The sequence below is a fragment of the Paenibacillus glycanilyticus genome, from assembly GCF_030161375.1.
Taxonomy (GTDB): Bacteria; Bacillota; Bacilli; order Paenibacillales; family Paenibacillaceae; genus Pristimantibacillus; species Pristimantibacillus glycanilyticus_B.
Window position 1 is genome coordinate 1 of sequence record NZ_BSSQ01000034.1, and the last position, 26,217, is coordinate 26,217.

General features: G+C 50.9%; 24 protein-coding genes. All 24 read right to left on the reverse strand.

What is annotated here, in order from left to right; genetic code table 11:
- Nucleotides 1-125 precede the first annotated feature (125 nt).
- Nucleotides 126-581, reverse strand: a complete 456-nt coding sequence (locus QQK89_RS28945) for a GtrA family protein (protein WP_284242239.1) — start codon at nt 579-581, stop codon at nt 126-128.
- Entirely contained in the window at nt 571-1,557 is a 987-nt protein-coding gene (locus tag QQK89_RS28950) for a glycosyltransferase family 2 protein (RefSeq protein ID WP_284242241.1), read from the reverse strand. The genes QQK89_RS28945 and QQK89_RS28950 overlap by 11 nt, the downstream gene beginning before the upstream one ends.
- A gap of 22 nt (nt 1,558-1,579) precedes the next feature.
- A complete protein-coding gene (locus QQK89_RS28955; protein ID WP_284242243.1) occupies nt 1,580-5,029 on the reverse strand; it encodes a glycosyltransferase family 39 protein in 3,450 nt (1,149 codons plus the stop codon).
- A gap of 153 nt (nt 5,030-5,182) precedes the next feature.
- On the reverse strand, nt 5,183-6,709 hold the full coding sequence (gene lysS, locus QQK89_RS28960) for a lysine--tRNA ligase (RefSeq protein WP_284242244.1): 1,527 nt from the start codon (nt 6,707-6,709) through the stop codon (nt 5,183-5,185).
- A gap of 181 nt (nt 6,710-6,890) precedes the next feature.
- A complete protein-coding gene (gene greA, locus QQK89_RS28965; RefSeq protein WP_284242245.1) occupies nt 6,891-7,367 on the reverse strand; it encodes a transcription elongation factor GreA in 477 nt (158 codons plus the stop codon).
- A 262-nt stretch (nt 7,368-7,629) separates the two neighbouring features.
- The gene (gene dusB, locus QQK89_RS28970; protein ID WP_284242247.1) at nt 7,630-8,646 is read right to left on the reverse strand and encodes a tRNA dihydrouridine synthase DusB; all 1,017 of its coding nucleotides are present in this window, start codon (nt 8,644-8,646) and stop codon (nt 7,630-7,632) included.
- Nucleotides 8,647-8,706: 60 nt separating this feature from the next.
- On the reverse strand, nt 8,707-8,916 hold the full coding sequence (locus tag QQK89_RS28975) for a helix-turn-helix domain-containing protein (protein ID WP_091190610.1): 210 nt from the start codon (nt 8,914-8,916) through the stop codon (nt 8,707-8,709).
- A complete protein-coding gene (gene folK / locus QQK89_RS28980; protein WP_284242249.1) occupies nt 8,868-9,404 on the reverse strand; it encodes a 2-amino-4-hydroxy-6-hydroxymethyldihydropteridine diphosphokinase in 537 nt (178 codons plus the stop codon). The genes QQK89_RS28975 and folK overlap by 49 nt, the downstream gene beginning before the upstream one ends.
- Nucleotides 9,397-9,783 carry a dihydroneopterin aldolase gene (gene folB, locus QQK89_RS28985; RefSeq protein WP_284242250.1) on the reverse strand — a complete coding sequence of 129 codons (387 nt, stop codon included), beginning with the start codon at nt 9,781-9,783 and terminating at the stop codon, nt 9,397-9,399. Before folB ends, folK begins: the two co-directional genes overlap by 8 nt.
- Before the next feature lie 48 nt (nt 9,784-9,831).
- Entirely contained in the window at nt 9,832-10,737 is a 906-nt protein-coding gene (gene folP, locus QQK89_RS28990) for a dihydropteroate synthase (RefSeq protein ID WP_284242251.1), read from the reverse strand.
- The gene (gene pabC / locus QQK89_RS28995; protein ID WP_284242252.1) at nt 10,734-11,615 is read right to left on the reverse strand and encodes an aminodeoxychorismate lyase; all 882 of its coding nucleotides are present in this window, start codon (nt 11,613-11,615) and stop codon (nt 10,734-10,736) included. The genes folP and pabC overlap by 4 nt, the downstream gene beginning before the upstream one ends.
- Nucleotides 11,612-12,193 (reverse strand): aminodeoxychorismate/anthranilate synthase component II, encoded by a 582-nt coding sequence (pabA, locus tag QQK89_RS29000; RefSeq protein WP_284242253.1) that lies wholly within the window; start codon nt 12,191-12,193, stop codon nt 11,612-11,614. Before pabA ends, pabC begins: the two co-directional genes overlap by 4 nt.
- Nucleotides 12,194-12,228: 35 nt before the next feature.
- Nucleotides 12,229-13,794, reverse strand: a complete 1,566-nt coding sequence (locus tag QQK89_RS29005; protein WP_284242254.1) for an anthranilate synthase component I family protein — start codon at nt 13,792-13,794, stop codon at nt 12,229-12,231.
- Nucleotides 13,795-13,899: 105 nt separating this feature from the next.
- Nucleotides 13,900-14,838 (reverse strand): cysteine synthase A, encoded by a 939-nt coding sequence (gene cysK, locus QQK89_RS29010; RefSeq protein ID WP_284242255.1) that lies wholly within the window; start codon nt 14,836-14,838, stop codon nt 13,900-13,902.
- Nucleotides 14,839-15,008: 170 nt separating this feature from the next.
- Nucleotides 15,009-15,962: a peptidylprolyl isomerase gene (locus tag QQK89_RS29015; protein ID WP_284242256.1), complete on the reverse strand. Its 954-nt coding sequence runs from the start codon at nt 15,960-15,962 to the stop codon at nt 15,009-15,011.
- Nucleotides 15,963-15,982: 20 nt separating this feature from the next.
- On the reverse strand, nt 15,983-16,882 hold the full coding sequence (gene hslO / locus QQK89_RS29020) for an Hsp33 family molecular chaperone HslO (RefSeq protein ID WP_284242257.1): 900 nt from the start codon (nt 16,880-16,882) through the stop codon (nt 15,983-15,985).
- Nucleotides 16,883-16,886: 4 nt separating this feature from the next.
- Nucleotides 16,887-17,657, reverse strand: a complete 771-nt coding sequence (locus QQK89_RS29025) for a type III pantothenate kinase (protein ID WP_284242258.1) — start codon at nt 17,655-17,657, stop codon at nt 16,887-16,889.
- Nucleotides 17,654-18,538, reverse strand: a complete 885-nt coding sequence (nadC, locus tag QQK89_RS29030) for a carboxylating nicotinate-nucleotide diphosphorylase (RefSeq protein ID WP_284242259.1) — start codon at nt 18,536-18,538, stop codon at nt 17,654-17,656. The genes QQK89_RS29025 and nadC overlap by 4 nt, the downstream gene beginning before the upstream one ends.
- Nucleotides 18,531-20,147: an L-aspartate oxidase gene (gene nadB, locus QQK89_RS29035; RefSeq protein WP_284242277.1), complete on the reverse strand. Its 1,617-nt coding sequence runs from the start codon at nt 20,145-20,147 to the stop codon at nt 18,531-18,533. Before nadB ends, nadC begins: the two co-directional genes overlap by 8 nt.
- Nucleotides 20,148-20,190: 43 nt before the next feature.
- Nucleotides 20,191-21,129, reverse strand: a complete 939-nt coding sequence (gene nadA, locus QQK89_RS29040) for a quinolinate synthase NadA (RefSeq protein ID WP_284242260.1) — start codon at nt 21,127-21,129, stop codon at nt 20,191-20,193.
- A 250-nt stretch (nt 21,130-21,379) separates the two neighbouring features.
- On the reverse strand, nt 21,380-22,342 hold the full coding sequence (locus tag QQK89_RS29045) for an ABC transporter permease (protein ID WP_284242261.1): 963 nt from the start codon (nt 22,340-22,342) through the stop codon (nt 21,380-21,382).
- Nucleotides 22,339-23,433: an ABC transporter permease gene (locus QQK89_RS29050; RefSeq protein WP_284242262.1), complete on the reverse strand. Its 1,095-nt coding sequence runs from the start codon at nt 23,431-23,433 to the stop codon at nt 22,339-22,341. The genes QQK89_RS29045 and QQK89_RS29050 overlap by 4 nt, the downstream gene beginning before the upstream one ends.
- A 6-nt stretch (nt 23,434-23,439) precedes the next feature.
- A complete protein-coding gene (locus QQK89_RS29055) occupies nt 23,440-24,984 on the reverse strand; it encodes an ABC transporter ATP-binding protein (protein ID WP_284242263.1) in 1,545 nt (514 codons plus the stop codon).
- Between the two features lie 107 nt (nt 24,985-25,091).
- Complete coding sequence (locus QQK89_RS29060) at nt 25,092-26,162, reverse strand: BMP family lipoprotein (protein ID WP_284242265.1); 1,071 nt, start codon at nt 26,160-26,162, stop codon at nt 25,092-25,094.
- Nucleotides 26,163-26,217 lie beyond the last annotated feature (55 nt).

A 26,217-nucleotide genomic window follows, 5' to 3' on the forward strand; every position in this document is an offset into this window, starting at 1 on the left:
CGTTGTTCAGTTTTCAAAGAACAATTTCTTTTTCGTTCATCACCGTGTTTCTCAGCGGCGACAAGAGATAATATATCATGGATGCCTATAGGATTGCAAGCACTTTTTAAAACTTTTTTTGATATTCATTTGTTTAAGGGTTGCGGCGATCTAAACACCCACCATTTGCTGCCCGCAAAGTTGAGAACAACGGTTACTCCCGTCGCAAGAAGCTTGGCCATAAACGGTCCTATCCCGGCAGACGTCATCAAGAAGAGCAGAAGCATAGACACTCCCAGTACGACTGCATTCCATGTAATGAAGCGTATCATTAGCCCGCGGCGCATTCTGCCGTTACCTTCAATCCTCACAGATCCTTTAAACGTAAACAGAGAATTCAGTGCGTAGCTATTCACCATACCCGCGCTGTAGGATATAACCTGCGCGGGCAAGACATATAGTCCCGCCCACACCAATACGCTATATACGATGAAATCAACCAGTGTATTAAGCAAACCAACCATATTGAACATAATAAATTGCTTGAATGCGCCAAGACGCTTTTTGCCAACTCTAATCTGCTGCTCCGGCTCAATGGACATATTCGCGTTCCTTTTCCTTCGCTTTCTCCTCTTGTTCCTTCTCTTCGCTGAATCCCCGCGCTTCTCTTACAATATATAAAGGGCGGTTTTTCGATTCATCATATATCCGACCGATATATTCGCCGATCAAGCCAAGAAGCATCAGAATAATCCCGTTGAACAAAAGATTGATAGCCACGATGGTTGTCCAACCCGGCACCACGCCAGAAGCAAACAAACGCTGACATAAGACAACTAATAAGTAAACAAAACTGGAGGCCGACAGCGTAAAGCCGATATAGGTTGCAATTTTTAGCGGCTTGTAGGAAAAGGACGTAATGCCGTCTACCGCAAAGCGGATCATTTTTTTGAGCGGATATTTGGTCTCTCCGGCAAAACGCTCCTCGCGCACATACTCCACCATCGTCTGGCGGAAGCCTACCCAACTAACGAGACCGCGCACAAAGCGGTTCTTCTCCTTCAGCCCCCGCAGTACGTCGCATACTTTGCGGTCGATCAGGCGGAAGTCGCCAGTATCCATTGGTATATCGAAATTCGTAAGGCTCCGCATCGTTCGGTAGAACAACATGGCCGAAATTTTCTTGAAGGGAGTTTCGCCTTTGCGCTTCAGTCGTTTGCCGTAAACAACCTCATAACCTTCCTTCCACTTCTCGATCATCTCCAGCATGACTTCCGGCGGATCTTGAAGATCCGCATCAATAATAATGATGGCTTCGCCTTGCGCATAATCCATTCCGGCCGTGATCGCTATCTGATGACCAAAGTTACGAGAGAAATTGACCAGACGGACATGGCTATCCTGCTGACAGATGGCCTCCACAATATCAACCGTTTGGTCTTTGCTACCGTCGTTAACGAATACAAGCTCATAAGGCTCGCCATAACCGTCCATGACTTCCTTCAGCTTGGCATACGTATGGCGAATAACTTCTTCTTCGTTATACATCGGTACAATAATGCTGTATCTCGCCTTCATGCCCGTCTACCCCTTCCGCTCATCAGCTATAAAAGACCCAAGAGTCAAAATGTCTTAAAGCAATCATCACATAATCCTTGCTTACTTCCATACCGGAAATGACTGGATAGTACATAATAAATAAAACTACCGCTATGCCGGTATATATCCAGCGGATTCGTCTTCTATTCTCACGGCCCTCTTCCACCCTGGTAAATATATAAACAATGGCTAGGATCATAAACGGAACCATTGCAAAATAATGATACAAGAACGTCAACCTAGGAACGAGCATCCATGGCAGGTACTGCGACAAGTAAGCTATCCACAAAACGTACATGCGCTTGTCTTTGCGCTTCAAACTTACGTACAGAGCTGCAATAATCGCGAATATTCCCGTCCACCAGATGAGCGGATTGCCAAACGATGAAATCGACGAGACCATGCCCGGCTCGAGGTTCTTACCGTTATAATACCAGACCGGACGTTTCATAAACGGCCATTCCCACCATTGTGATGAATAAGGGTGCGTAGCGACCAGATGGCTGTGATAGTCGTACATATGCTTCTGGTACTCTACAAGCCGTTCCGCCGTATACGTATCTCCCTTAACCGACAAAACGGGGATGTAGGACAAACAATAAATAACAAGCGGGATAACAACAAAGAAAATCAAGCAGCTTGCAAGAGTCAGAATCGTATTCCGCACAAATCCGCGGGAAGCCCTCTGGTAAGCCTCATCCCCCGGTTGCCCTTCTCCTCTGCCAGCCAGGACTCGTTTGGCCGCCGCATGTTCGCGATACCGTTCAATTAGGACAAGCGCCAACATAACCGCAAGTCCGGCACCCCCATAGATAACAATCCACTTGGAAGCTACTCCGATCCCGAACAACAACCCTGCCCAGAACAAGGGCACAAGCGTCTTCCGAAGCGATGACCGGTAAAAGCTCATTTCCCGGTATTTATTCATGAAATAGAACATCAGCATGATGAAAAAGACGCCATACACATCAATCGTCGCGATACGTGTCTGTGTGAAATGCATAAAGTCCGCTGCAAACAGGATAGCCGCCGTTGCCGCATATCCCGTCTTGCGGAACAGTTGCAGGGCAAACAAATAGATTACGGGAAGCATGGCAATGCCAAACAACGTTCCTACGATCCGCCAGCCAAACGGACTGAAGCCAAACAGCTTGATTCCTACCGCAATAAGCAGCTTGCCAAGCGGCGGATGCGTATTCTCATAGGCTTTAATGCCATGCAGGTTCTCATATGCCGTACGCGCATGATAAATCTCGTCGAAATAGGAGCTGTTCAAATAGTCCGGTTTGTACACCGCGTTCTTCTGTTCATCAAATAATCGATCTGCTGTAGTAGCAGGGTCCTGCTGGCTTGAGCTAAGTATAGATGGATCTACAATGCTGCTGATCGGGATCGGTTTGTCGCTACCCTCCGAATAAAAAGCAACCTCCTGCATATAGAAGCCTGATTGGGTAACGGTAAGCTTCGCATATTGAGCCGTTTGGTTGACCGGATTAACCGTCCATTTCAGGTCATCGCCAACCTTTTGCTCAATCTCAATCGGACTGCTCCATTGCTCCGGCGTATTGGAATCCGGCACGGAACTTGTGAATTCCCATTTGTATTTCCCTACTCCAACGCCATTAAAGCTATTAATCTGACCGATCTGCACGGGCTTGCCGAAATCGACATAGAGGGTTTGTCCCGCCTTATCAGCTTTCCAGCCGCTGTCGAAGCTGACCGTAGAACCCAGATTAACTAGGGCGATCACCGCATAAACAGCCGTAATGGCAGACATCCAAATCCAGTCCTTGCGCTGCAGCTTGCGGACTGGCGCTTCTTCCGCGCGCACGCTTTGCAACAGCCGTTCCTCGGACAAGGCAAGCTCTACCTTCGTCACGCTATGAACGGGAAGCTGGCATCCCCTCATATATCTATCGTAACCGATATAAATCATGTACAGATACAAACCAAGATTGCAAATCGAAGTAACAATTAGAATACCATTTGAAGAAGGCAAGAACGCGTTGGCTTTGCTGAAGTCCAAGACATAACCGACGTTAATGAAATGAGTAATGCTAAAACCAAGGAGCAAATGCAGAATCCGGCGGTCCTTCGCTTCGATATAAGCAAAAATCAATAGCAAAAGAGCCGGGAACATGTAGCGTTCATGCATTTTGGCAGCAAACATAAAGACGGTGACGATCAATATTAAAGCCATGTAGAAGGAACCAGACAGATCTTTCTGCTGTTTGCGGAAAGCGAAAAAGAGAATGGAACTAGCTGTCGCAAACACGATGCCGATATTGCCCCACGCCGAATATTTCAGTCCAAGCCAATGCTGATCGAGCTGCGCCCATTGCCCTCCCGTCAAAGCATATAAATTAAATGCGTTTAGCGTGCCGTACGGATAGGAAGAAAGCGTTGATTTATAAAGATTATAAAGTGCTGATAGCCCGCCATTGTTCCAAATAAACGGCGCCGCGAGCAAGAGGAACGCAACCGCACCGTAAATGACGCTAGCTGCGATACGCTTCCACTGTTTAAGACTATAACCGTAAGCAAGCAGCATAACAGGCGTGAATATAAGCGCCTGAGGCTTCACAAGTACCGCAAGCGCAAACCAAATCGAGCCTCGTTCCAGCTTGCCTTCCGTAATCGCCCAGATCGCCAATACAAGGATCAGAGCAAAGAAGGAATCGACCTGCCCCCATCCGGCGGAGTTGATCCAGACGGCAGGATTCCAAATATAAATCATCGCAAGCCCAAATGCGGCGCGGTGATCAAGTTTTCTCGCCGCGGTACGATAGATGAGATATCCGGTGATCAGGTCGGCAAAAATAGCCGGGAACTTGTAGAGAACAACGGCTGCATCGCTTGCTGAATCGATACCGATCCAGGACTGAACCGCCCCAAGCACATAAAGCACATAAATATAACCCGGAGGATAATCCGCGAACATACCCTCCTGATAGAAGTTGCCGAGGCCGTCCTTAAAGGCGTGATTCGCCCAAAATATAAACGTATTGATATCATTCGTGTAACCGGGGTTTGTAGCCGCTATGTAGAATCGGAAGGCAAATGCAGCTAGCAATGCAATCCGCATCCCGTTCAACGAAGGTTTGCTCTCGGATGACAGAGACTTCCCCGATACTGTAAATTCCCGTGCACGGAGCCATCTGCTGTACAGATAAGCGAATAATGCGCCAAACAGCGCCGATAGCAACAACACAGAAAAAGCCGATATTTTCTTCGGATCAATCTTCTCCTGCTCTTCTGGAGTAGCCGAGGCGGAATGGACCGGGTCAAGCGAGATGACCGGCGAGAAGGCTTCGGTCGCAATATTGCCCAGAGCGTTTGATCCTGACGCACCGCTCCCTTCAGCAAATACATAGCCGTGCATGGCAGGCAAAAGTCCAACAACGAGAACAATTAATAAACAGATGATTGCACGCAAGCCACTCTTCCACATTTTCCGCGGTTCACCTCAAAGAATAAGTTTCTTCTGCTTGTTTTTCCTGTAAAATTACATTCTCACTTTCCCTATCAAATGTCAATGTGCGCTCCTATCCATAAAAAAACACCGCCCGGACCTTTCAGTCCAAGCGGTGTTGTAATTATCATCTTATTCGCCTGCACGCTCGCGCATATGCGGGAACAACAGCACATCGCGAATGGAAGGCGCATTGGTAAGCAACATAACAAGGCGATCGACGCCGATGCCAAGTCCGCCGGTTGGCGGCATGCCGTACTCGAGAGCGCGGATGAAATCATCATCCATCTCATGCGCTTCGTCGTTGCCTTGCTCTTTCTCCACGAGCTGCGCTTCGAAACGTTGACGCTGGTCGATCGGATCGTTAAGCTCGGTGAACGCATTCGCATGCTCGCGCGCAACGATAAACAATTCGAAGCGGTCCGTAAAGCGCGGATCAACCGGGTTCTTCTTCGCCAGCGGCGAAATGGCAACCGGATGGCCGGTAACGAAGGTCGGTTGAATGAGCGTATGCTCGCAATGCGTCTCGAAGAACGCATTCAGGATATGGCCAAAGGTCATATGAGGCTCAACCGGTACTTTGTGCTCCTTCGCGAGGGCATGAGCTTCTTCATCGCTCATCTCTACGCTGAAGTCAACGCCGGTTACTTCCTTAACCAGGTCGACCATGGATACTCGGCGCCATTCCGGCGTAAGATCAATTTCTTGACCTTGGTAATTGATCTTCATAGTACCGAGTACTTCCTGAGCGATATGCGCAATCAGGTTTTCCGTCAGCGCCATGATGTCTTTGTAATCGGCATAAGCCTCATACAGCTCGATCATCGTAAACTCCGGATTATGGCGAGTCGAAATGCCTTCATTCCGGTAAACGCGGCCAATCTCGTATACTTTCTCAAGTCCGCCGACGATCAGACGTTTCAGATGGAGTTCGATCGCAATACGCATATACAGCTGCATATCAAGAGCATTGTGATGCGTAATAAACGGACGAGCCGCAGCGCCGCCTGCAATGGAGTGCAGGGTTGGCGTTTCAACTTCGAGGTAACCCTTCGAGTCGAGGTAACGACGCATCGATTGGATAATACGCGAACGCGTAATGAAGGTTTGCTGTACGTCCGGGTTCACGATCAGGTCGACGTAACGCTGACGGTAGCGCAGCTCAACGTCTTTCAGACCGTGGTATTTGTCAGGCAGCGGTAGCAGCGACTTCGTCAGCACTTCGACTTCCTGGGCTTTAACCGATACTTCACCCGTGTTTGTCTTGAACACAACGCCGCTTACGCCTACGATATCGCCGATATCAAGCAGTTCAAACGCCGCGTATTTGTTCGCTTCAACGGTGTCTTTGCGAACGTAGATCTGAATTTTGCCGGAAAGATCCTGGATATGCGCAAAAGAAGCTTTGCCCATGCCGCGCTTTTGCATGATGCGGCCGGCTACTTGAACCTTAATCGCTTTTTCTTCCAGCTCTTCCTTGCTGAATTCTTCATAAGCAGATACGATGTCCTTCGCGTTGTGAGTGCGCTCGAACTTGACGCCAAACGGGTCAACGCCAAGCGCTCTCAGCTCGTCCAGTTTGTCTCTGCGAATTTGCAGAAGCTCGCTTAATTCTTGTTCTTGTTCCACTCCCGTGTTTTGCTGATCCACTTCATTCATCTCCTAAATTAAAGGCACTGCTCTAGCGTAAACGGCTGCGCCATCCTCGGGAGGGCAGCAGACGTTTCGCGAGTGAAATATAAGCATTGTATAGACAAGGGCCTATACGTTCTTATATGTAACGTTCAAAAAGCTTCCGATAAGGAAGCTTTCGAAAAGTACGCAAATGGCAGTGCAAACCTTATTTTTTAATATCGACGATTTTATATTGAATGATGCCGGCAGGAACGTTAACGTCCACGACTGTTCCTTTTTTCTTACCCAGAATCGCCTTGCCCACCGGGCTCTCGTTCGAAATTTTGTTGCGAAGAGGGTCGGATTCGGCTGAACCTACGATTGCATATTCCATTGTATCACCGAATTCCAAATCTTCCACTGTTACAACCGATCCAATACTTACCGTATTGGTATCGATCTCATCATTATTAATAATCCGCGCGTTGCGGAGCATTTTCTCAAGTGTGATGATGCGGCCTTCGATAAAAGCCTGCTCATTCTTGGCATCCTCGTATTCGGAGTTCTCGCTGATATCACCATAACCAATTGCTACTTTAATCCGTTCCGCTACTTCACGACGTTTGACCGACTTGAGATTTTCGAGTTCCTCTTCAAGTTTCTTTAAACCGTCCTGAGTCAGAATGATTTCCTTATCGCTCATCTTCCGATTCTCCTGTCGTGTGACATATTATTCATACGCTGTATGAATTCACTGTTATTTAATATATTGCATTCCCCGTTCCTCATGCCAAGTTGCGGGGCAGCTAGCGCGAAAACGACGCTGTCGTTGATGTATATTGCAAGATTATATTTCAAAGACACCCCGAATGTCAATCAAAGCCAAATTTGATATGTAACCGCTTTACATTGGTTTAGGCGGAGAGGACCACCGGTTTCTTCAACCAGTGATCCTCCCTCTCTCTTTAATGAGCCGCTGTAGAGCTTCCCTTAGCAGATACCATCGCTTCTTCATCCAATGAAGCGATAAATTTCTCCATAATTTCGACAAGCGCATCGCGGCCCGTCTCTTCCATAATGACATCTTTCACGCGCGCCGCGCCGGGAAGTCCTTTCAAATACCACGCCATATGCTTGCGCATCTCGCGCACGGCGGTTGCTTCTCCTCTTAGAGCGACAAGGCGGTCCATATGAAGGATCGCAACCTCAAGTTTCTCGCGCGGATGCGGATCAGGCAACAGTTCACCCGATTCCAAATATTGAATCGTACGGTACAGCATCCAAGGGTTGCCTAGCGCGCCGCGTCCAATCATCACGCCGTCGCAGCCCGTATGATCGAGCAGGCGGCGGGCATCCTCCGGCGAGAATACGTCGCCGTTGCCGATTACCGGAATGGAAACGGCTTGCTTCACATCGCGGATAATATCCCAGTTCGCCTTACCGGTGTATTGCTGCTCGCGTGTGCGTCCATGTACGCTGACGGCTTTGCCTCCCGCGCTTTCGACAGCTTTCGCGTTGTCGACCGCATAAATATGCTGATCGTCCCAGCCGATTCGCATCTTCACCGTAACCGGCTTGCTTACCGCAGCGGTAACCGCGGACACCATGTCATATATTTTGTTCGGATCAAGCAGCCAACGGGCGCCCGCATCGCAACTCGTTACTTTAGGTACCGGGCAACCCATATTAATGTCAATAATATCGGCATTGGTCTGTTGGTCGACAACTTTCGCCGCTTCAACGAGCGACTCGCGGTCACCGCCGAAAATTTGCAGGCTGAGCGGCTTCTCGCGCTCGTCGACAAACAGCATTTCCATCGTCCGCTTATTACCGTGCAAGATCGCTTTGTCGCTGACCATTTCCGCGCATACAAGGCCCGTTCCGAATTCTTTGGCAATCAAACGGAAAGCCGGGTTGCAGACGCCGGCCATCGGCGCGAGCACGACTTTGTTTTTCATCTCGATGTCTCCGATTTTCAACACGCCGTTTCTGCATCCTCCTTAAGTTGTGCAATAGTTCTAGTGCGCCATATATAAGGTACGTTATGATTCCGTGTCCATTAATTCCTCATAGCTAATGCCTAACGTATTCGCAATGTTCGTCATGAGCCGGGCATCTGGCTTGCGCGTTCCCCGCTCCAGCGATCCAAGCACCGCAACCGATACGCCTAATACCTTTGCCAGCTCCTGCTGGGTGTATCCCTTCAGCTTCCGGAATGCCCGTACTCGCTGAGCCAATTGGTGGTTTTCCATAACGTGATGCCTTCCTTTCCATCCTGAAGCGCCGCTGCTGCAAAAGCTGAAACTTCCTCCTGCAGAGGATGCGATGAATCGATGACGTCCCTTAGCGGAACAAGCACAAAAGCCCGTTCCATCATCCGGGGATGCGGCAGCGTAAGCTCCTCATCATCCATCTTAACCTCATCGTATAACAGCAGATCTAAGTCTATGGTGCGCGGTCCCCAGCGAATCACTCTGACGCGGTCAAGAAGCTGCTCCACCCGGAATAAAACATGAAGGAGCTCTATTGGCGAAAGAGTAGTCTCGGCGGCTATCGCCATATTCAGAAAAGCCGGCTGATCCGTATACCCGACAGGGTCCGTCTCATACAGGCCGGATACTCGCAATACATGGATGTCCGGCTGCTTGCGCAGGTGTTCTACCGCCTGCCGAAGCAATTCTTCGCGATCGCCAAGATTGGAGCCGAGCGCAATATACGCCTGCGATTTGGTGTTAGGCACGGACTACACGCCCATTTCCGTCCCGCTTGCGGCGCAGCTCAATCGTAACCCCGTCAAAATAGATTTCAAACGGCGGATTTGGCTTCGTTACGCGAACCGTCACTTCATTTATCATAGTATAAGCTTCCAAAACCCGCGTTGCAATGCCGCCGGCCAAAGCTTCGATTAATTTATAAGGCTGTCCTTGCACGACAGATTTGACCTCGCCATACAGTTCAGCGTAATTAATGGTTGCGTCCAAATCATCCGTAGATGCCGCTTGGTCCAGGTCGAGCTTCAGGTCAAGATCAACGATAAACTTCTGGCCAAGCCGGGTTTCTTCCGAAAAAACGCCGTGATAGCCGTAAAATTGCATGCCTTTCATGATCATGCTATCCATGTCGGTTACTTCCTCACTTTCTATTTGGAAAAGCGCAAGGCGAGACGGCTACCGCCGTCCTTGGAGATGCGCCGATTTGTACATGATGGCGTCGGCCATCATAGCCGTCCGCTTATTCGCCCGTACATCGTGCACACGCACGATCTGACAGCCTTGGGCGATGCCAAGCGCGGTTGTAGCTGCCGTGCCTTCCGCTAATTCATTCACCGGCAGGTCAAGCGTCTGCCGGATAAACCGTTTGCGCGATGTGCCGAGCAGCACCGGGTAACCAAGCGCCGTTAATTCCGACAGCCGGCCCATAAACTCGAGGTTGTCGTCATGGTCTTTGGCAAAGCCTAGACCCGGGTCGAGCCAAATCCGGCTTGCATCCACGCCGGCTTGCAGCGCGATAGCCACGCTCGCCTCGAGGTCGGCGAGCACATCCGGGACAAGGTCCGTATAGTCCCGGGCAGTACGGTTATGGCTGATTATGACCGGACAGCCGTATTCGGCCGCAACGGCCGCCATATGGGGGTCGTATTTCAGCCCCCAAATATCATTGATGATATGCGCGCCCGCTTCCAAAGCTTGGCGCGCCGTCTCTGCCTTGTACGTGTCGATGGAGATCGGCACGCGAGGAGCCGCCTCGCGAACTGCCCGGATCACGGGCAGCAGGCGGCGCAGCTCTTCTTCCACGCTGACCGGGTCAAAGCCGGGGCGTGTCGATTCCGCGCCGATATCGATAATATCGACGCCTTCCTCTACCATTGCGGCGGCACGTTCGGCTGCTGCCTCCGCTTGGTTAAACCGTCCGCCATCCGAGAAGGAATCGGGCGTAGCGTTCAAGATGCCCATAATGAGCGTCCTTTGGCCAAGTTCGAGCTTCAATCCGTCGTCCCATTCATAACTTCTATTCCAAAAGGTCGGTCTGTAGCCTTGAATCTCTTGTTCTCGTTCTTGTTCTTGATTGCTCATCCTTGTTGTTCCTCCGTATCATTGCGGTAGGCAAGCAGCAGCTCTTGCAGCAAAGGTCCCGCCACGCCGGATCCAATGACCGTGCTCCCGCCCTTCGAATCCGTTACCCGCGTCACCGGCACAAGCTCCTGAATGGAAGTCGTCAGCCATACTTCCTCCGCCGCCAATAACTCCTCGAATAAATAATGGCCTTCCCTTACGGTATATCCGCGTTGGCGCGCCAACTCAATGACCCGCTGCCTAGTAATGCCCGGAAGGATGCCAATATCCGTTGACGGAGTATATAAGGTGTCTTCCTGCACAAAAAACAGATTGCTTACTATCCCCTCCGCAAGAAGCCCCTCCTGACTCAACATCAGTCCTTCGGCCGAAGCCGAAGCTCCGCTTGCCAGCAATTCCCGCTTCGCGATTATATTGTTCATATAATGGAGAGATTTTAGTCGAATAGCCCCTTCCGGGGTGTTCCTTGTCGTCTTGAGCAAACGCAACTCCTTACCGTCGCGGTATAGCGCCTCTTGATGGGGAGGCAATGCCTTAACAAGCATAAACTCCGTCGGACGCTCGTAATCCCCTGACGGAAGCCCCAATTCCCCTATTCCTGCGGTAACCGTTAAACGGATGTAGCCTTCCGTTAGCCCATTCTCGGCCAATAGCGTGCTTATCATCTTCTGCAGCGCCTCCGCGTCCGGTTGATACCGAATGCCAATCGCTTCGCAGCCTGCCGCAAGCCGCTCTAAATGCCGCTCTAGCAAATACGGCCTGCCGCCGTATGTACGAAACGTCTCAAATAACCCCATTCCGTACAAAAAGCCGTGATCATATACTGAGATCACAGCTTCACCAGATTCCATTACCGTTCCGTTAAGCGCGATCTTCATCGCGCCGCACCTGTCTTGAGCTTAAGGAAATTGCGCAACATATCGTGTCCATGCTGCGTGATGATCGATTCGGGATGGAACTGTACGCCTTCAATCGGATATTCCTTATGGCGCAGTCCCATAATTTCGCCTTCCGCCGTCTCCGCGCTAATCTCCAGGCAATCCGGAAGCGTCTCGCGCTTCACGATCAGAGAATGGTAACGGGTAGCCGTGTACGGGGAGGGGAGACCTTCAAAGATCGTTTTGCCGTCATGGTGGATTTCGGATGTCTTGCCGTGCATCAGCTTCTCCGCGCGCACAACATCGCCGCCAAACGCTTGTCCGATCGACTGATGGCCCAGACAGACGCCAAAGATCGGAATAATGCCTTTGAAACGCTCAATAACCGATAGACTGATTCCAGCCTCATTCGGAGAGCAAGGCCCTGGCGAGATTAGAATATGGTCAGGTCTCAGCGCCTCAATGCCTTCCAAATCAATCTCGTCATTCCGCTTCACGACAACCTCTTCGCCTAGTTCACCTAAATACTGCACCAAGTTGTACGTAAACGAATCATAATTATCAATTACTAGAATCATCGCTCCTGCTCCCCCTTTGTATATCGCTTAGCGCGTTATGCCCGGCTTGTCTGCTCCGCAAACCGCTCGCTGTATTGAATGGCCTTCCATAACGCCTTCGCTTTATTCAACGATTCGTAATACTCCCGCTCCGGATCGGAATCAATGACAATCCCCGCTCCGGCCTGAATATGGACGACATCGTCTTTTACCGCCATTGTTCTTATTATTATATTAAATTCCATATCTCCATTATAGTCAATCCATCCTAGCGATCCCGTATAGGGTCCGCGCCGCACTGGTTCTAGCTCCTCGATGATTTCCATCGTCCGGATTTTCGGAGCTCCGGTAATCGTTCCGCCCGGGAAGGTTGCCGCAATAACATCAAACGCATCCTTGCCCTCCGCGAGGCGGCCATCCACCTGCGATACCAGATGCATAACGTGAGAGTAATATTCGATAACCATCAGCTCTTCGACTTTTACCGAGCCAAACTCAGAGATCCTTCCCAGATCGTTCCGCTCCAAATCAACCAGCATAATATGCTCTGCCCGTTCCTTCTCGCTTGTGCGGAGTTCCTCCGCCATCATGCGGTCTTCCTCTTCCGTACGCCCCCGCCGGCGCGTGCCTGCGATCGGCCGCGTCGCCAGCTTATTGCCGTTCTGCTCGACCAATAGCTCGGGAGATGCCGAGACAAGCTGGAAATCCGGACAACGCAGAAAGCCCATATAGGGCGAAGGGTTAAAAATACGAAGCCACTCGTACAGCTCCTCCGGCGATGAGTTTACCTTCCGGCTCTGCCGCTGCGACAAGTTAACCTGGAATACGTCGCCCTGTCCGATGTATTGCTGGATCCGGCGTACAGCATCCATAAATGCGTCTTTCCTGAACGGCGAGGTGATGCCCTCTACCGACTCTACGTCGATGTGAAGGCTATCGCTAGCCGTGAATTGTCTACGTTCCTCGCGAACCGCAGCTGCCACGCCGTCCTGACGCTGCACGTGCTGCTGCCAGAAATGATCCATCTCATCGGCTAGTTGCGTCGCTTTCTTGTGCTTAGCCTGTAATTGCGCTGCGTCTTCCTCCCCGGTAACCGGTGTATGCACGGCACAATACAGCATTTTCTCCTGCTGATCGACAATCCAGATCCGGTTCATTCGCAGGAACAGGTAATCCGGAAGTCCCGTATCATCCTCCGCAAGCTCGGGCAGCCGCTCAATCGAACGAATGACGTCATAGCTCCAGAAGCCTACGCAGCCTCCGGTCCACTTGGGCCCCTCTTCAAATTTCGGCGAACGGTACGGTTCCATCCAACGTCTTACGATTTCTAAAGGTTTGCCATCCCAATCTTGTTCTGATTGCACATGGCCCTCGGAATTCCATTCCGTTGACCGGGCATTTAGGCCTTTACCGCGAATAACCCCTTCCGGATGGAGCCCTAAATAGGTATATCGTCCGTCCTTGCCGCTCTCTAGCACAAAAGCATGCGGAGAAGCCGCGCGCCATGCCGACTCCCACGAATCCACCATAACCGCTCCAAGCGGAATACGCTTTAGCAGCGGCAAGGTTGTATAGCTCTCTTCTCTCTGCCATAAGACCCACTGCGAAAGTGCGGTGATCATGTCATTTTCCTCCGATCAGGTATGTTTTGCTAAGTATACAAAATGGCTAAACAAACGTCAAAAAGCCCCATTCGCAAGAATGGGGACTTGTAGAAGGAGACAATATTAGTTCTCGAAGTTGAACAGAGGCGTCGACAGGTAACGTTCGCCGTTCGAAGGAACAACCGCAATAACGCGTTTGCCTTTGCCAAGCTCTTTCGCTACTTTCAGAGCAGCATAGATTGCGGCGCCGGAAGAAATACCGCACAGGATACCTTCTTCTTTTGCGGCACGGCGAGCATATTCGAATGCTTCTTCGTTCTCAACGGTAATAACGCCGTCGTAGATCTCACGGTTCAGGATATCCGGCACGAAGTTAGCGCCGATCCCTTGAATTTTATGAGGACCTGGGTTGCCGCCCGACAGAATCGGGGATGCAGCAGGCTCTACCGCGTAGATCTTGATACCTTCGAAGTTCTTCTTCAGTACTTCGCCTGTACCCGAGATTGTACCGCCAGTACCGATACCCGCAACAAAAGCATCCAGTTTGCCGTCCAGCGAGTTAATCGCTTCTACGATTTCCGGACCTGTTGTTTCGCGGTGAACCTTCACGTTAGCTTGGTTCTTGAACTGTTGCGGAATGAAGTAAGAAGGGTTTTCTTTCGCAAGCTCTTCCGCTTTGCGAACGGCACCGTTCATGCCTTCCGAACCTGGTGTCAGAACCAGTTCCGCACCATAGGCACGAAGCAGGTTGCGGCGCTCGATGCTCATTGTTTCAGGCATAACGAGGATCGCTTTATATCCTTTTGCAGCAGCTACCATCGCAAGACCGATACCCGTGTTGCCGCTAGTAGGTTCAACGATTGTGTCGCCTGGTTTCAGACGGCCTTCTTGCTCCGCTACTTCGATCATGCTGATCGCAATGCGGTCTTTAACGCTAGCGCCTGGGTTCTGGTACTCAAGCTTCACGTAAATCTCCGCGCTGTCTTCCGGTACAAGGCGGTTTAAACGGACAAGAGGTGTATCACCAATAAGTTCAGTTACGCTGTTAACGATTCTAGCCATGAGAATAATTGCCTCCCTTATTCCGACTAATTTAGTTGGTTTTTCACTAATAACATCTTATCAATCTCCTGTATCCGTTGTCAATAGTTTCTTTGTCAAATTTACAGGATAAGGTAACTGGAGAAAAAAGCCGCCATAACGGCGGCTTTAAGATGATTTATTTAAGAGTTCTAAGGGGTAATGTCTGCGTTGTATTTCTCTAGTAAATCATCCTCGATTTCGTTAAGCGGCTTTGCTTTGGAGAGAGCCAGCTCTTTGCGTGCCGAATCATATAAAATATGACCCGTTAGGCCTTCGGTCTTCTGTCTTTCGAGCAGCCGGATAATGGCATAACCTTGCGGCACCTGAATCGGCCCTGTCGTCTCGCCGGTCTGAAGCCGGCTTGCTTCCTCCAGCATGCCGGCATCATAAAACGGATCATCCGAGTCAATCAGCCCCAGATCGCCAGCCGATTCCGACGTATTCGCGTCGTTTGAATAGGTTATCGCGAGCTGGTCAAACGAATCTCCATCCCCGAGCCGGTCAAGAACCTCCTCCGCTTCCTTCTCGGAATCGGTAACAATCCATTGAAGATGAAGCCTCAATCTGCCCTCGAATTGGGAGGAATGCTCCGTTATGTAGTTTTGTATCTCCACTTCGGATAAATTGACCGTAAGAATCGCGATCTTCTCCAGTAGCAGCCGATACTTGACATCTTCACGGACGTCGGTCTTGGTCATGCCGAGCTGTTCTTGCATCACTTCATAAAAAACTTCTTCGCTGTCATAACCTTCGATCATGGAGGCCAGCTCACGGTCCTCCTCTTCAGAGGTCACGTTGAGCTTTTGGGCATCTGCTTCCAAATCAATAGCCTTGTGAACCATCATCGTGCGCAGCACGTTATCGCCGTACTGCCTCCTAAGCTGGTCCACAAGATCAGCTTCCGATATCGGGACGCCTCCTACCGTTGCGGCAATTCCCTCACTTGGCTTGTCACCGGCCTCGGCTTTTGTCTCCGAATCGGGATCAAGCGGCTCGGGATCGTCCGAGAACGGAGACAGCTTCACAATAACCGCTACGCTTAGAACGATCATACAAATCGCTTGAAGGACAACAACTGCTTTCAATACCCCGTGTTTCTTCATTTCCTTAAATGCCTCCGGCATTATTGCACGAAGTTTGGCTTCGCTTGTTCCAGCAGCTGCTGGAGCTGTTCCCGGTCAAACGTATAAGCCTCATTGCAATAATGGCAGACGAGTTCTGCCTTGCCGTCTTCCTCGATAATCTGCTCAAGCTCCGACGCTCCAACGCTGAGCAGCGTTTGTTCCACGCGCTCGCGCGAGCATTTGCACTGGAACTTCAATTCCAAAGTATCATGGATGTGGAGATCGTCTCCTACCAACCGGCGCAAAATGCCTTCCGGCGTCTCTCCCTGCTCGAGAAGTTGCGTCACTTGCGGGATCGACCCTACGGCTTGTTCAAGACGGGTAATTTCCTCGTCCGTTAGACCCGGCAACAACTGAATAATAAATCCGCCTGCGTGAATCACTTGACCTTCCGGCGCCACAAGCACGCCAAGGCCAACCGCGGAAGGCGTCTGTTCGGATACGGCGAAATAATAAGTGAAATCTTCGCCAAGCTCGCCAGAAACAATCGGTACGCTGCCCAGATACGGATCCTTAAGACCAAGATCCTTAATAATATGAAGATAACCGTTCGTGCCCACGCCGCCGGCTACGTCGATTTTCCCATGCTGGTTGCTTGGCAGCAGGACATCCGGATTATCGACATAACCGCGTACTTCGCCGTGCGCATTGGCATCAACAACGATTTGGCCGATTGGACCGTCCCCTTTTACTTTAACCGTAAGCTGTTCTTCGCCCTTCAGCATCGCTCCCATAATCGAAGCGGCTGTTGCGGTCCGTCCGAATGCGGCTGTTGCGGTCGGCAATGTCTGATGACGGCGCTGAAGCTCGCTTACGAGCTGCGTTGTGCGTGCTGCAAATACGCGAATTTTACCTCCCCACGCCGTACCCCGTACGAGTACGTCCTGTAACTGCTCCATCTTGTTATCCCTCCTGATTCCGTTCGTAAATAATGCGCAATCCTTCCAACGTCAGAAGTGGATCGACTTCTTCTATCGTTTCCGATTCCGTACTAATTAACTCCGCCAGTCCGCCTGTCGCGACTACGCGGGGGTTAACCTGGAATTCCTTCTTAATCCGATTCACGATTCCGTCTACTTGTCCGGCGTATCCGTAAATAATGCCTGCCTGCATGGAAGTTACCGGATTGCGGCCGATAACGCTCTTTGGCTTCACCAGTTCAATGCGAGGCAGCTTTGCTGCGCGCTGGTACAAGGCTTCCGTAGAGATGCCGATACCCGGAACGATGGCACCGCCCAAATAACTGCCCGACGCATCGATATAATCAAAAGTTGTCGCCGTTCCAAAATCCACAACAATAAGCGGCGAGCCATATTTCACGATACCCGCAACCGAGTTTACGATTCGGTCTGCGCCAACTTCGCGCGGATTCTCATAACGGATATTAAGACCCGTCTTAATGCCAGGCCCAACAACTAGCGGCATCTTGCGCAAATATTTCATGCACAGCTGCTCTAGCGCGCGCATAAGCGGCGGAACAACCGAAGAAATAATGACCCCTTCAATCTGTTCCATCCGGATACCCGCATAATGAAACAGGTTATGAATGTTCATGCCGTACTCGTCAACGGTTGCCGAGCGATTGGTGCTCAGCCGCCAATGATGGAGCAATTCCTTGCCCTTATAGACGCCCAGAACGATGTTTGTATTGCCCACATCGATAACCAAGATCACGAGGGAGCGCCTCCTTTTTTTGCATTCAAATCTAGACTGATATCAATGGCGTTAAACGAATAGGTCAATCCGCCAACGGAAATGACGTCAACGCCGCAGGCTGCAATCGTCCGTACCGTATCCAGCCGCACGTTGCCCGATGCTTCAACTATAACATGAGGAGCACGGGATTTAATAAGACTGGCGGCTTCGGTCATTAGAGGGGGAGCCATATTGTCGAGCATAATAATGTCGGCGCCGCATGCCAGCGCTTCTTCAACCTGCTCTAACGACTCCGCTTCTACTTCAATTTTCATTGTATGGGGAATCGCCGCTCGGGATGCTTCGACAGCCTGGCGGATTCCGCCCGCACCTTTGATATGATTATCTTTGATCATTACGGCATCATGTAAACCAAAACGGTGATTTGCACCTCCGCCGACTCGGACCGCATATTTCTCGAGCATCCGGTGGCCCGGCGTTGTTTTGCGCGTATCCACGAGCCGAACCGGCAATCCTTCCAGTGCCGTTACAAAAGCGTTCGTCTTGGTGGCTATGCCGGACATACGCTGCATCAGGTTAAGGGCAAGCCGCTCACCGGTAAGCAAGCTATGCGTGCTGCCTTCAACGGTCGCAATCACCGTTCCTTTGTCTACATGGTCTCCGTCGCTTACTTTCGCTTGGAACCGAAGCGCAGGATCAACAACTTCAAAAACTAGACGGGCAACCGGCAGGCCGGCAATCACGCCGCTCTCCTTCACATGGATTACGGCCGTAGATTGCGAGCCTACCGGAATTGTTGTTGCGGTCGTAATATCTCCGCTGCCGATATCTTCAGCCAGCCAGCTGCGGATCTGCTCCCGCAGGGCATGGTTATAGGTGCCGAACGTTGTATCAAACATGAATAAATCGCTCCTCCGTCAATCCTTGCAGCCGACGCTTAACCGTATGTTTACGCCATACCGCATCGTTTTTCTCCGGGAAGTCCTCCCGGTAATGCCCGCCGCGGCTCTCTTCCCGCTCGAGCGCAGATTCCGTCGTCAGAATCGCGCAGGTCAGCAGGTTCGCGAACTCGTATTCCTCACGTTTGGTCAGGACCGTTTGGAAAAACGGCAGCTGCCGTTTCAATTCTTCAAGCCCTTTTCCAAGGCCTTGGGCGGAGCGGCGAAGGCCGGCATACCTGACCATCACCTTCTGCAGCTTCAACCGCTTCTCAACGACAGCTTGCATAGGCATGCTGCTGCGCGGTTGCTCATTAGCAATGACAGGTTTGGTCTCAAGCGCAGACAACGCCATGATGCGGTCCACGATCCGCTTACCGAACACGATCGCTTCCGACAGCGAGTTGCTAGCCAGACGGTTCGCGCCATGGACGCCGGTCGATGATACTTCCCCGCATGCAAATAGTCTTCTTATATTGGTTTCCCCGAATAAGTCGGTTTTGACTCCGCCCATCATGTAATGGGCAGCCGGAGCAACCGGAATCCAGTCGGTCGTCAAATCAAGCCCAAACTGCAAACAGAACTCATAGATCGTTGGAAAACGATGTTTCACCATATCCGGCGATTCATGCGTAATATCCAAATAGACAAACGTTGATTTGGTCTCTTCCATTTCGCTGACGATGGCGCGCGCCACCACATCCCGCGGCGCAAGCTCGAGCTGATGATGATAGCGGTCCATAAACCGTTCGCCCCGTATATTGCGCAGATACGCGCCTTCACCGCGAACCGCCTCCGAGATTAGAAAACGCGGCGCACCCGGGTAACATAGCGATGTTGGATGAAACTGAACAAACTCCATATCCTGTACAAGCGCGCCCGCCCGGTAAGCCATGGCTACGCCGTCGCCGGTTGCTACCTCCGGATTGGTCGTGTAACGGTATAATTGGCCTGTTCCGCCCGAGCAAAGAATCGTCGCCTTGCCTCGCACATACAAGCGATGCCCATCCGGCTTCTGCACAATCGCCCCGCAGCACTCCCCGTCCTGCGTAACAAGATCAATAACAAAATGATCATCCCATACTTCAATGCCCGGATCTGCTGTCGCTTTCTCCGATAGGGCACGCACGATCTCATATCCCGTAGCATCGCCATTAGCATGCAATATGCGGCGCTGGCTATGCGCCCCTTCCTTGGTAAGCGCAAACTCGCCATTCTCGAGGTCAAACCGGGTTCCCATGCTAATCAGATTGTTTACGCCTTCCGGTCCTTCATGGACCAGTACGTTAACGGCATCTTCCGAGCAGAGCCCCGCGCCGGCAATAAGCGTATCCTCACGGTGATAATCCGGCGAGTCCTCATCCGAGATAACCGCCGCGATGCCGCCTTGGGCATACCGCGTATTGCTGTCGAGCAGCGATTTTTTCGTAATCATAAGAACTGATTGCTCGTTATCGCTTGCCCGAAGCGCGGTAAAAAGACCGGCGATGCCGGCCCCGATAACAAGAACGTCCTTCTCCACAACCGGCAAGTCCTCAAGCGACAGATCAACAAGATATCTAGGTATCATCATAGTAACGCGCCTCCAAGCATAGGAGTAGCGCATGCTCCTCCTATTTAACGAGTAACATGCGCTCCAGGGACTTACGAGCTTGATCTGCAACATGGTCAGGAACGTAGATTTGAGGTTGCATGGTTTCCAGACATTTCACCAGCTTCTTCAAGTTGTTCACTTTCATGTTCGGGCAAACCAGATATTTGGATGCAAAATGGAACGTTTTGTTCGGGCTGTCCAGACGAAGCTGGTAGCCGGTACCGTCTTCCGTGCCGACGATAAACTCCTGGCAATCCGATTCCTTGCAATATTTAATAATTGCTGTTGTACTGCCGACGAAATCGCCAAGCTCAACGACTTCAGGACGGCATTCCGGATGCACGACAAATTGAGCGTTCGGATATTTCGCTTTCATTTCCTCAACGTCTTTGACCGTAAGCATGTCATGGGTGTTGCAATACCCTTCCCAGATGATCATCTTTTTGTCGGTATTCTGTTGCACATAATGGCCAAGGTTTTTGTCCGGTACCCAGATGACTTCATCGCCTTCCACCGAGTTGACAACCTTAACAGCATTCGCCGATGTACAGCAAATGTCCGTTTCCGCCTTAATCTCCGCAGAAGAGTTAATATACGTAACGACGGTCGCATTCGGATGTTGCGCTTTCAGCTTGCGCAAGCCGTCTACGTTAACCATGTCCGCCATCGGACAACCGGCGCGTTCGTCGGGAATAATAACCGTTTTGTTCGGTGCCAAAATTTTCGCGCTTTCGCCCATAAAATGAACGCCGCAAAAAACAATGACATCCGCATCGGTTTGAGCAGCCTTCTGCGCAAGCAGGAAAGAATCCCCGCGGAAATCGGCCACCTCTTGAATTTCGTCCCGTTGATAATAATGAGCAAGAATAATTGCATTACGCTCTTTCTTCAATTGCATGAGCCGTTCACGCAGTTCTCGATTCTGTTCCGCCTTGCGTTCCAGCGCCAGTGCTTCCACAGTTAATCCTCTCCTCTTATGAGGGATGGGCGGTAAGTCCCATTCCGAATATGGCTATCCACACTTTGTGAATTCATGCACAAAGTACTTCAAAGTCAATGTCCATTTATGATTCTTTTGTTAAGGTTTAATTTACTCCAGGTGCAGGATGCTGTCAATGCTATATAGAAAGAAAAAATCCTCTTCCCCGCGGCGATTGTTGCTTAGCGGCGGAGAAGAGGATTTTAGCGATTATTTATGTGGATTCCAGCTATCTCTTCGCCGGATCATATGGCTCGCCAAGCGCGCCTGGCGCCGACGAACGGCCAACTGCGCCCGCAAGGACGATCAACGTCAGCAGATACGGCAGCATGTAGAAAAATTCATTCGGAATATGGTGCGACCACTCGAACAGCTGCGCCCAGTTCCGAAGCGCCTGCGCCATCCCGAAGAAGAGCGCCGCTCCGGCTACGCCAAGCGGGTTCCACTTGCCAAAGATTACAGCCGCAATCGCGATAAAGCCTTGCCCCGAAATCGTATTGTGCGCAAAGTTGCTCGTTGTCGTCAAAGCGATTGTTGCGCCGCCAAGACCGGCAAGCGCGCCGCTCAGCATAACGCCGATATAGCGATACTTCGTTACGCTGATGCCGACGGTATCGGCCGAGCTCGGATGTTCGCCGACGGCACGAAGACGCAGACCAAAGGTTGTACGGTAGAGTACGATATAGCTGAGAATAACGACCCCGATCACAATATACGTGGTTGGATAAGCCGTGAAGATTCCTTTGCCCAAGAGCGGAATATCCGACAGCCCCGGAATTGCAACTGGATTAAATACATACTCCAGAGTAGGAGTCTGACCGGAACCTTCATACAAGCTTTTTGTCAAATAAACGGCAAGGCCCGCCGCCAAAATATTGATAACGACCCCAACGATCGTCTGGTCAGCGCGGAACGTAATGGTCGCCACTGCGTGCAGCAGAGAAACAACAAGACCTAAGACGAGACCGGCAATCAGACCAATCCATGGAGCACCATGCGTCATTCCGCCTTTAATGGCTTGATCGGTAAATACGGCAGCTCCAAATGCGCCCGCGATCATAAGACCTTCAAGACCGATATTAACGACACCGGACCGTTCCGAGAAGAGACCGCCAAGACCGGTGAAGATGAGCGCTGTCGAGAAGACAAGCGTAATGCTGATTAATTGTCCAATCGTATCCATTGCGTTCATCGTGCACCGCCTCCTTCCGACTTACTTTTGCCCGAACGGCGTGCCATAAATGGCTTCAGGAAGAACTTCACAAGTCCATGCGAAGCAACAAAGAAAATGATAGAGCCAATAACGATACGGACGATTTCAGGCGGTACATCCGCGCCGAAGCTCATGCCCGCGGAGCCGTAACTTAAGCCGCCAAACAGAATCGCGCCAAGGAATACGCCAATCGGCGTGTTGCCCCCCAGAAGGGCTACCGCGATCCCGTCAAAGCCATACCCCCAAGAAGAGGCCATGACCGTCTGGTAACCGAAAACGCCGAGAATTTCGAAGACGCCGCCTAGACCGGCGAAGACGCCGCTAATGAACATGGAAGTGATAATCGTGCGGTTCACGTTCATGCCGGCGTACAAGGCTGCGTTTGGATTGAGACCAACCGCGCGGAGCTCGTAGCCTTTTTTCGTGCGCCACAACACAACATAAAACACGATCAGGCCAAGAAGTGCTATGAGAGTTCCCCAATGCATGCGGGCATTGCCCATGCTCTCGGAGAGCCATTTGATCGTAACAAGCGATGACTCATGAAGCGGTTTAGACTTTTGCTGCCCTTCCAATACGAGATAAGTACCTACGATATAGTTGGACAAGAAAAGCGCAATCCAGTTCAGCATGATGGAGGAAATAACCTCGTTCACGCCGCGTGCCGCCTTCAGGTAACCGGCGAGCGCCGCCCACAAGCCGCCAAACAGACCGCCGACGATAATCGCAAGCGGAGCATGGATATACCAAGGCAAATCAAGCGTTACCCCAACGATCGTTGCGCCTGTCATCCCCATAATGAACTGACCGTCAGCGCCAATGTTGAAAAGTCCCGTACGGAAAGCAAAAGCTACCGCGATACCTGTAAAGATAAGCGGCGTAATCGCCCGGATTGCCTCGCCGATGTCGTAAGGGCTTCCGAACAATTTTTTCAGCAAAGAGCTATAAGCCAGCCAAGGATCGTATCCGCCGGCGTACATCGCAAGCGCGCCGCAGAGTAGACCAAGGATGATGGCCACAAGCGGCACCAGGAAGGAAGACTTGTCGAAAATTTTTCTCATTGTGTTCATAACGTTCTACTTCCTCCCTTCCGCGGTTGCAGCCGCTGCTGCATCGCCTGCCATCATGAGGCCCAGCTGCTGATCGTCACGGTTGTCGACATCCACTTCGCCCATTATTCGTCCTTCGTACATAACCGCAATCCGGTCGGACAAAGCATACAGCTCATCGAGCTCAAAGGAAACGAGCAGAATCGCCTTCCCTTGATTGCGAGCTTCCACTAACCGCTTATGTACGTATTCGATCGCGCCGATATCCAGACCCCGTGTCGGCTGAACCGCAATAAGCAAATCCGGGTTTTTCCACAATTCCCGGGCAATAATCGCCTTCTGCTGGTTGCCGCCGGACAAAGACCGGGCTTTCGCGTGAATACCCGAACCACGAACGTCAAACTCGGTGACCAGCTGTTGAGCCAGCACATCCATCGCTTTGAAGTCGATAAAGCCGTTCTTGCCGAATTGCGGGTCGAAATAATTGCCGAGAATCATATTCTCGCTAAGCGTAAAGTCAAGCACTAAACCATGCTTATGCCGGTCCTCCGGAATATGGCTTACGCCCGCAACCGAAACTTCGCGCGGCGTACGGTTCGTAATATCCTTGCCATTAAGCTTAATACTGCCGCCATTAACGCTGCGCATACCGGTAATCGCATAAACAAGCTCGCTTTGCCCGTTGCCGTCTACGCCCGCGATCCCGAGAATTTCACCTGCACGAACTTCAAAGCCTAGGCCGTCAAGCACGTTCTTGCTCTGCTCGCCCTTCATTTGCAGGGAATCAACAGACAGCACAACATCGCCCGGTTCTTGCTTCGACTTCTCAACTTGGAAATTGACATCCCTACCGACCATAAGCTCGGCCAAATGACGCTCATTGGTCTCCGATGTCGGAAGCGTGCGGATAACCTTGCCTCTTCGGATAACGGTTACCGTGTCGGCCAGCGCCATAACTTCCTTCAGCTTATGGGTAATCAGAATAATCGATTTCCCTTCCGCCGACAGGCTGCGCAAAATTTCAATTAATTCCTCGATCTCCTGAACCGTAAGTACGGCTGTAGGCTCGTCGAAGATCAAAATATCGGCGCCGCGGTACAAGGTTTTCAGAATCTCCACCCGTTGCTGCATGCCGACCGTAATATCTTTAATCCGCATTTGCGGATCTACTTTCAATCCATAACGCTCGGACAAATCCCGAACTCTCTGATTCGCTTTCCGGTATTTCAAGAAACCGACTTTAGACGGCTCGTTGCCGAGCACGATATTTTCCGCAACCGTAAACGGCTGCACAAGCTTGAAATGCTGATGCACCATGCCAATGCCAAGTTCAATTGCTTTACCTGCCCCGTCAATGACGGTCTTGTTGCCATTAACCCAAATCTCGCCTTCATCCGGCTGATACAAGCCGAACAAAATATTCATCAGCGTTGATTTGCCTGCTCCGTTCTCGCCAAGCAGCGCATGAATCTCGCCTTTTTTTAATTCAAAATTGATGTTGTCATTGGCTACTAACCCCGGAAAACGTTTCGTTATTCCTTTTAGTTCAACAGCCGTTGTGCTCCGGACCATTCTTCATCATCCCCCCGGTTTTCTACCTGTACGGCAAAAAAGGACAAGGCCGGCTGGTGCCGGCCTTGCCTTGACACAGCGACATCCAAACATTTTCGGTTAGAAAATTATTCGGTAGGCACTGTAATCTCGCCGCTGATGATTTTTTGTTTGTATTCTTCAACTTTAGCCAATACATCAGCTGGAACGTTTTTCGTAGAAGTATCTGGCAAGCCTACGCCGTTGTCTTTCAGACCAAGCGTAACGACTTGACCGCCTTTCCATGTACCGTTGATCAGATCCGTCGAAATTTTATAAACAGCCGCCTCTACACCCTTCATCATGGAAGTCAGTGTGATTGCGTCGCCGAACTCAAGGGATTGGTCTTTGTCAACGCCAATAACCCATACGTCTTTGCCAGCGTCTTTACGGGATTTTGCTTCGTTGAATACGCCGTTACCGGATGCGCCGGAAGCGTGGAAAATGATGTCGACGCCAGCGTCATACATCGTTGCAGCCGCTTGTTTACCAAGGTCAGGCTTGGAGAAGTCGCCTACATAGTTGATTTTCATTGCTTTTGCTGCATCTGGGTTTACTGCTGCAACACCGGCTTTAAAGCCAGCTTCGAACTTCTTGATGACCGGAATTTCCATGCCGCCAACGAAACCGATTTTGTTCGTTTTTGTCATCAGGCCCGCAACTACGCCTACCAAGTAAGAACCTTCGTTCTCCGCAAATGCAACGGATTCAACGTTAGGAAGCTCTACTGCCGCGTCGATCAGACCAAATTTGGAGTCCGGGTTTTCAGTTGCGACTTTAGTCATAGCATCCGTGAACAGGAAGCCAATCCCCCAAGTCATATCATATTTCTCCGATACGAAAGCCTTCAAGTTCGGCTCCATGTCGGCATCGCCTTTGGATTCAAGATATTTTGTCGCTACGCCTGTGTCAGCCGTTACTTTCTTCAGAGCTTCCCAAGCGCTTTGGTTAAAGGATTTGTCGTTAACGCCGCCAACGTCTGTAACCATACCGATTTTCAGCTTGGAAGCTGGCGCTTCAGATGTTTCTGGGGAAGCAGAACCTGCGTTGCTGCCTGTGTTTGAGTTGTTGGCACCGTTGTCGTTCTTGCTGCCGCATGCGGACAACACGACTGTCAGTGCCAGGATGATCATGACCATTAAACCAACCTGTTTTTTCATTCCATATCTCTCCCCTGCTTTTTATTTTGTTAGGGCAATTGCACTATCTTTATTA

Excerpts from the sequence above, each read along its gene's own strand:
- pabA (WP_284242253.1), bottom strand. The coding sequence starts at position 12,193 with ATGATTCTAGTAATTGATAATTATGATTCGTTTACGTACAACTTGGTG.
- QQK89_RS29060 (WP_284242265.1), bottom strand. The coding sequence starts at position 26,162 with ATGAAAAAACAGGTTGGTTTAATGGTCATGATCATCCTGGCACTGACA.
- QQK89_RS29055 (WP_284242263.1), bottom strand. The coding sequence starts at position 24,984 with ATGGTCCGGAGCACAACGGCTGTTGAACTAAAAGGAATAACGAAACGT.
- greA (WP_284242245.1), bottom strand. The coding sequence starts at position 7,367 with ATGAGCGATAAGGAAATCATTCTGACTCAGGACGGTTTAAAGAAACTT.
- nadC (WP_284242259.1), bottom strand. The coding sequence starts at position 18,538 with ATGTTTGATACAACGTTCGGCACCTATAACCATGCCCTGCGGGAGCAG.
- QQK89_RS29005 (WP_284242254.1), bottom strand. The coding sequence starts at position 13,794 with ATGATCACCGCACTTTCGCAGTGGGTCTTATGGCAGAGAGAAGAGAGC.
- cysK (WP_284242255.1), bottom strand. The coding sequence starts at position 14,838 with ATGGCTAGAATCGTTAACAGCGTAACTGAACTTATTGGTGATACACCT.
- QQK89_RS28955 (WP_284242243.1), bottom strand. The coding sequence starts at position 5,029 with ATGTGGAAGAGTGGCTTGCGTGCAATCATCTGTTTATTAATTGTTCTC.
- folP (WP_284242251.1), bottom strand. The coding sequence starts at position 10,737 with ATGAGCAATCAAGAACAAGAACGAGAACAAGAGATTCAAGGCTACAGA.
- folB (WP_284242250.1), bottom strand. The coding sequence starts at position 9,783 with ATGGATAGCATGATCATGAAAGGCATGCAATTTTACGGCTATCACGGC.
- QQK89_RS28945 (WP_284242239.1), bottom strand. The coding sequence starts at position 581 with ATGTCCATTGAGCCGGAGCAGCAGATTAGAGTTGGCAAAAAGCGTCTT.
- QQK89_RS29045 (WP_284242261.1), bottom strand. The coding sequence starts at position 22,342 with ATGAACGCAATGGATACGATTGGACAATTAATCAGCATTACGCTTGTC.
- hslO (WP_284242257.1), bottom strand. The coding sequence starts at position 16,882 with ATGGAGCAGTTACAGGACGTACTCGTACGGGGTACGGCGTGGGGAGGT.
- QQK89_RS29015 (WP_284242256.1), bottom strand. The coding sequence starts at position 15,962 with ATGAAGAAACACGGGGTATTGAAAGCAGTTGTTGTCCTTCAAGCGATT.
- nadB (WP_284242277.1), bottom strand. The coding sequence starts at position 20,147 with ATGATACCTAGATATCTTGTTGATCTGTCGCTTGAGGACTTGCCGGTT.
- QQK89_RS29050 (WP_284242262.1), bottom strand. The coding sequence starts at position 23,433 with ATGAACACAATGAGAAAAATTTTCGACAAGTCTTCCTTCCTGGTGCCG.
- QQK89_RS28975 (WP_091190610.1), bottom strand. The coding sequence starts at position 8,916 with ATGGAAAACCACCAATTGGCTCAGCGAGTACGGGCATTCCGGAAGCTG.
- pabC (WP_284242252.1), bottom strand. The coding sequence starts at position 11,615 with ATGAAGATCGCGCTTAACGGAACGGTAATGGAATCTGGTGAAGCTGTG.
- QQK89_RS28950 (WP_284242241.1), bottom strand. The coding sequence starts at position 1,557 with ATGAAGGCGAGATACAGCATTATTGTACCGATGTATAACGAAGAAGAA.
- lysS (WP_284242244.1), bottom strand. The coding sequence starts at position 6,709 with ATGAATGAAGTGGATCAGCAAAACACGGGAGTGGAACAAGAACAAGAA.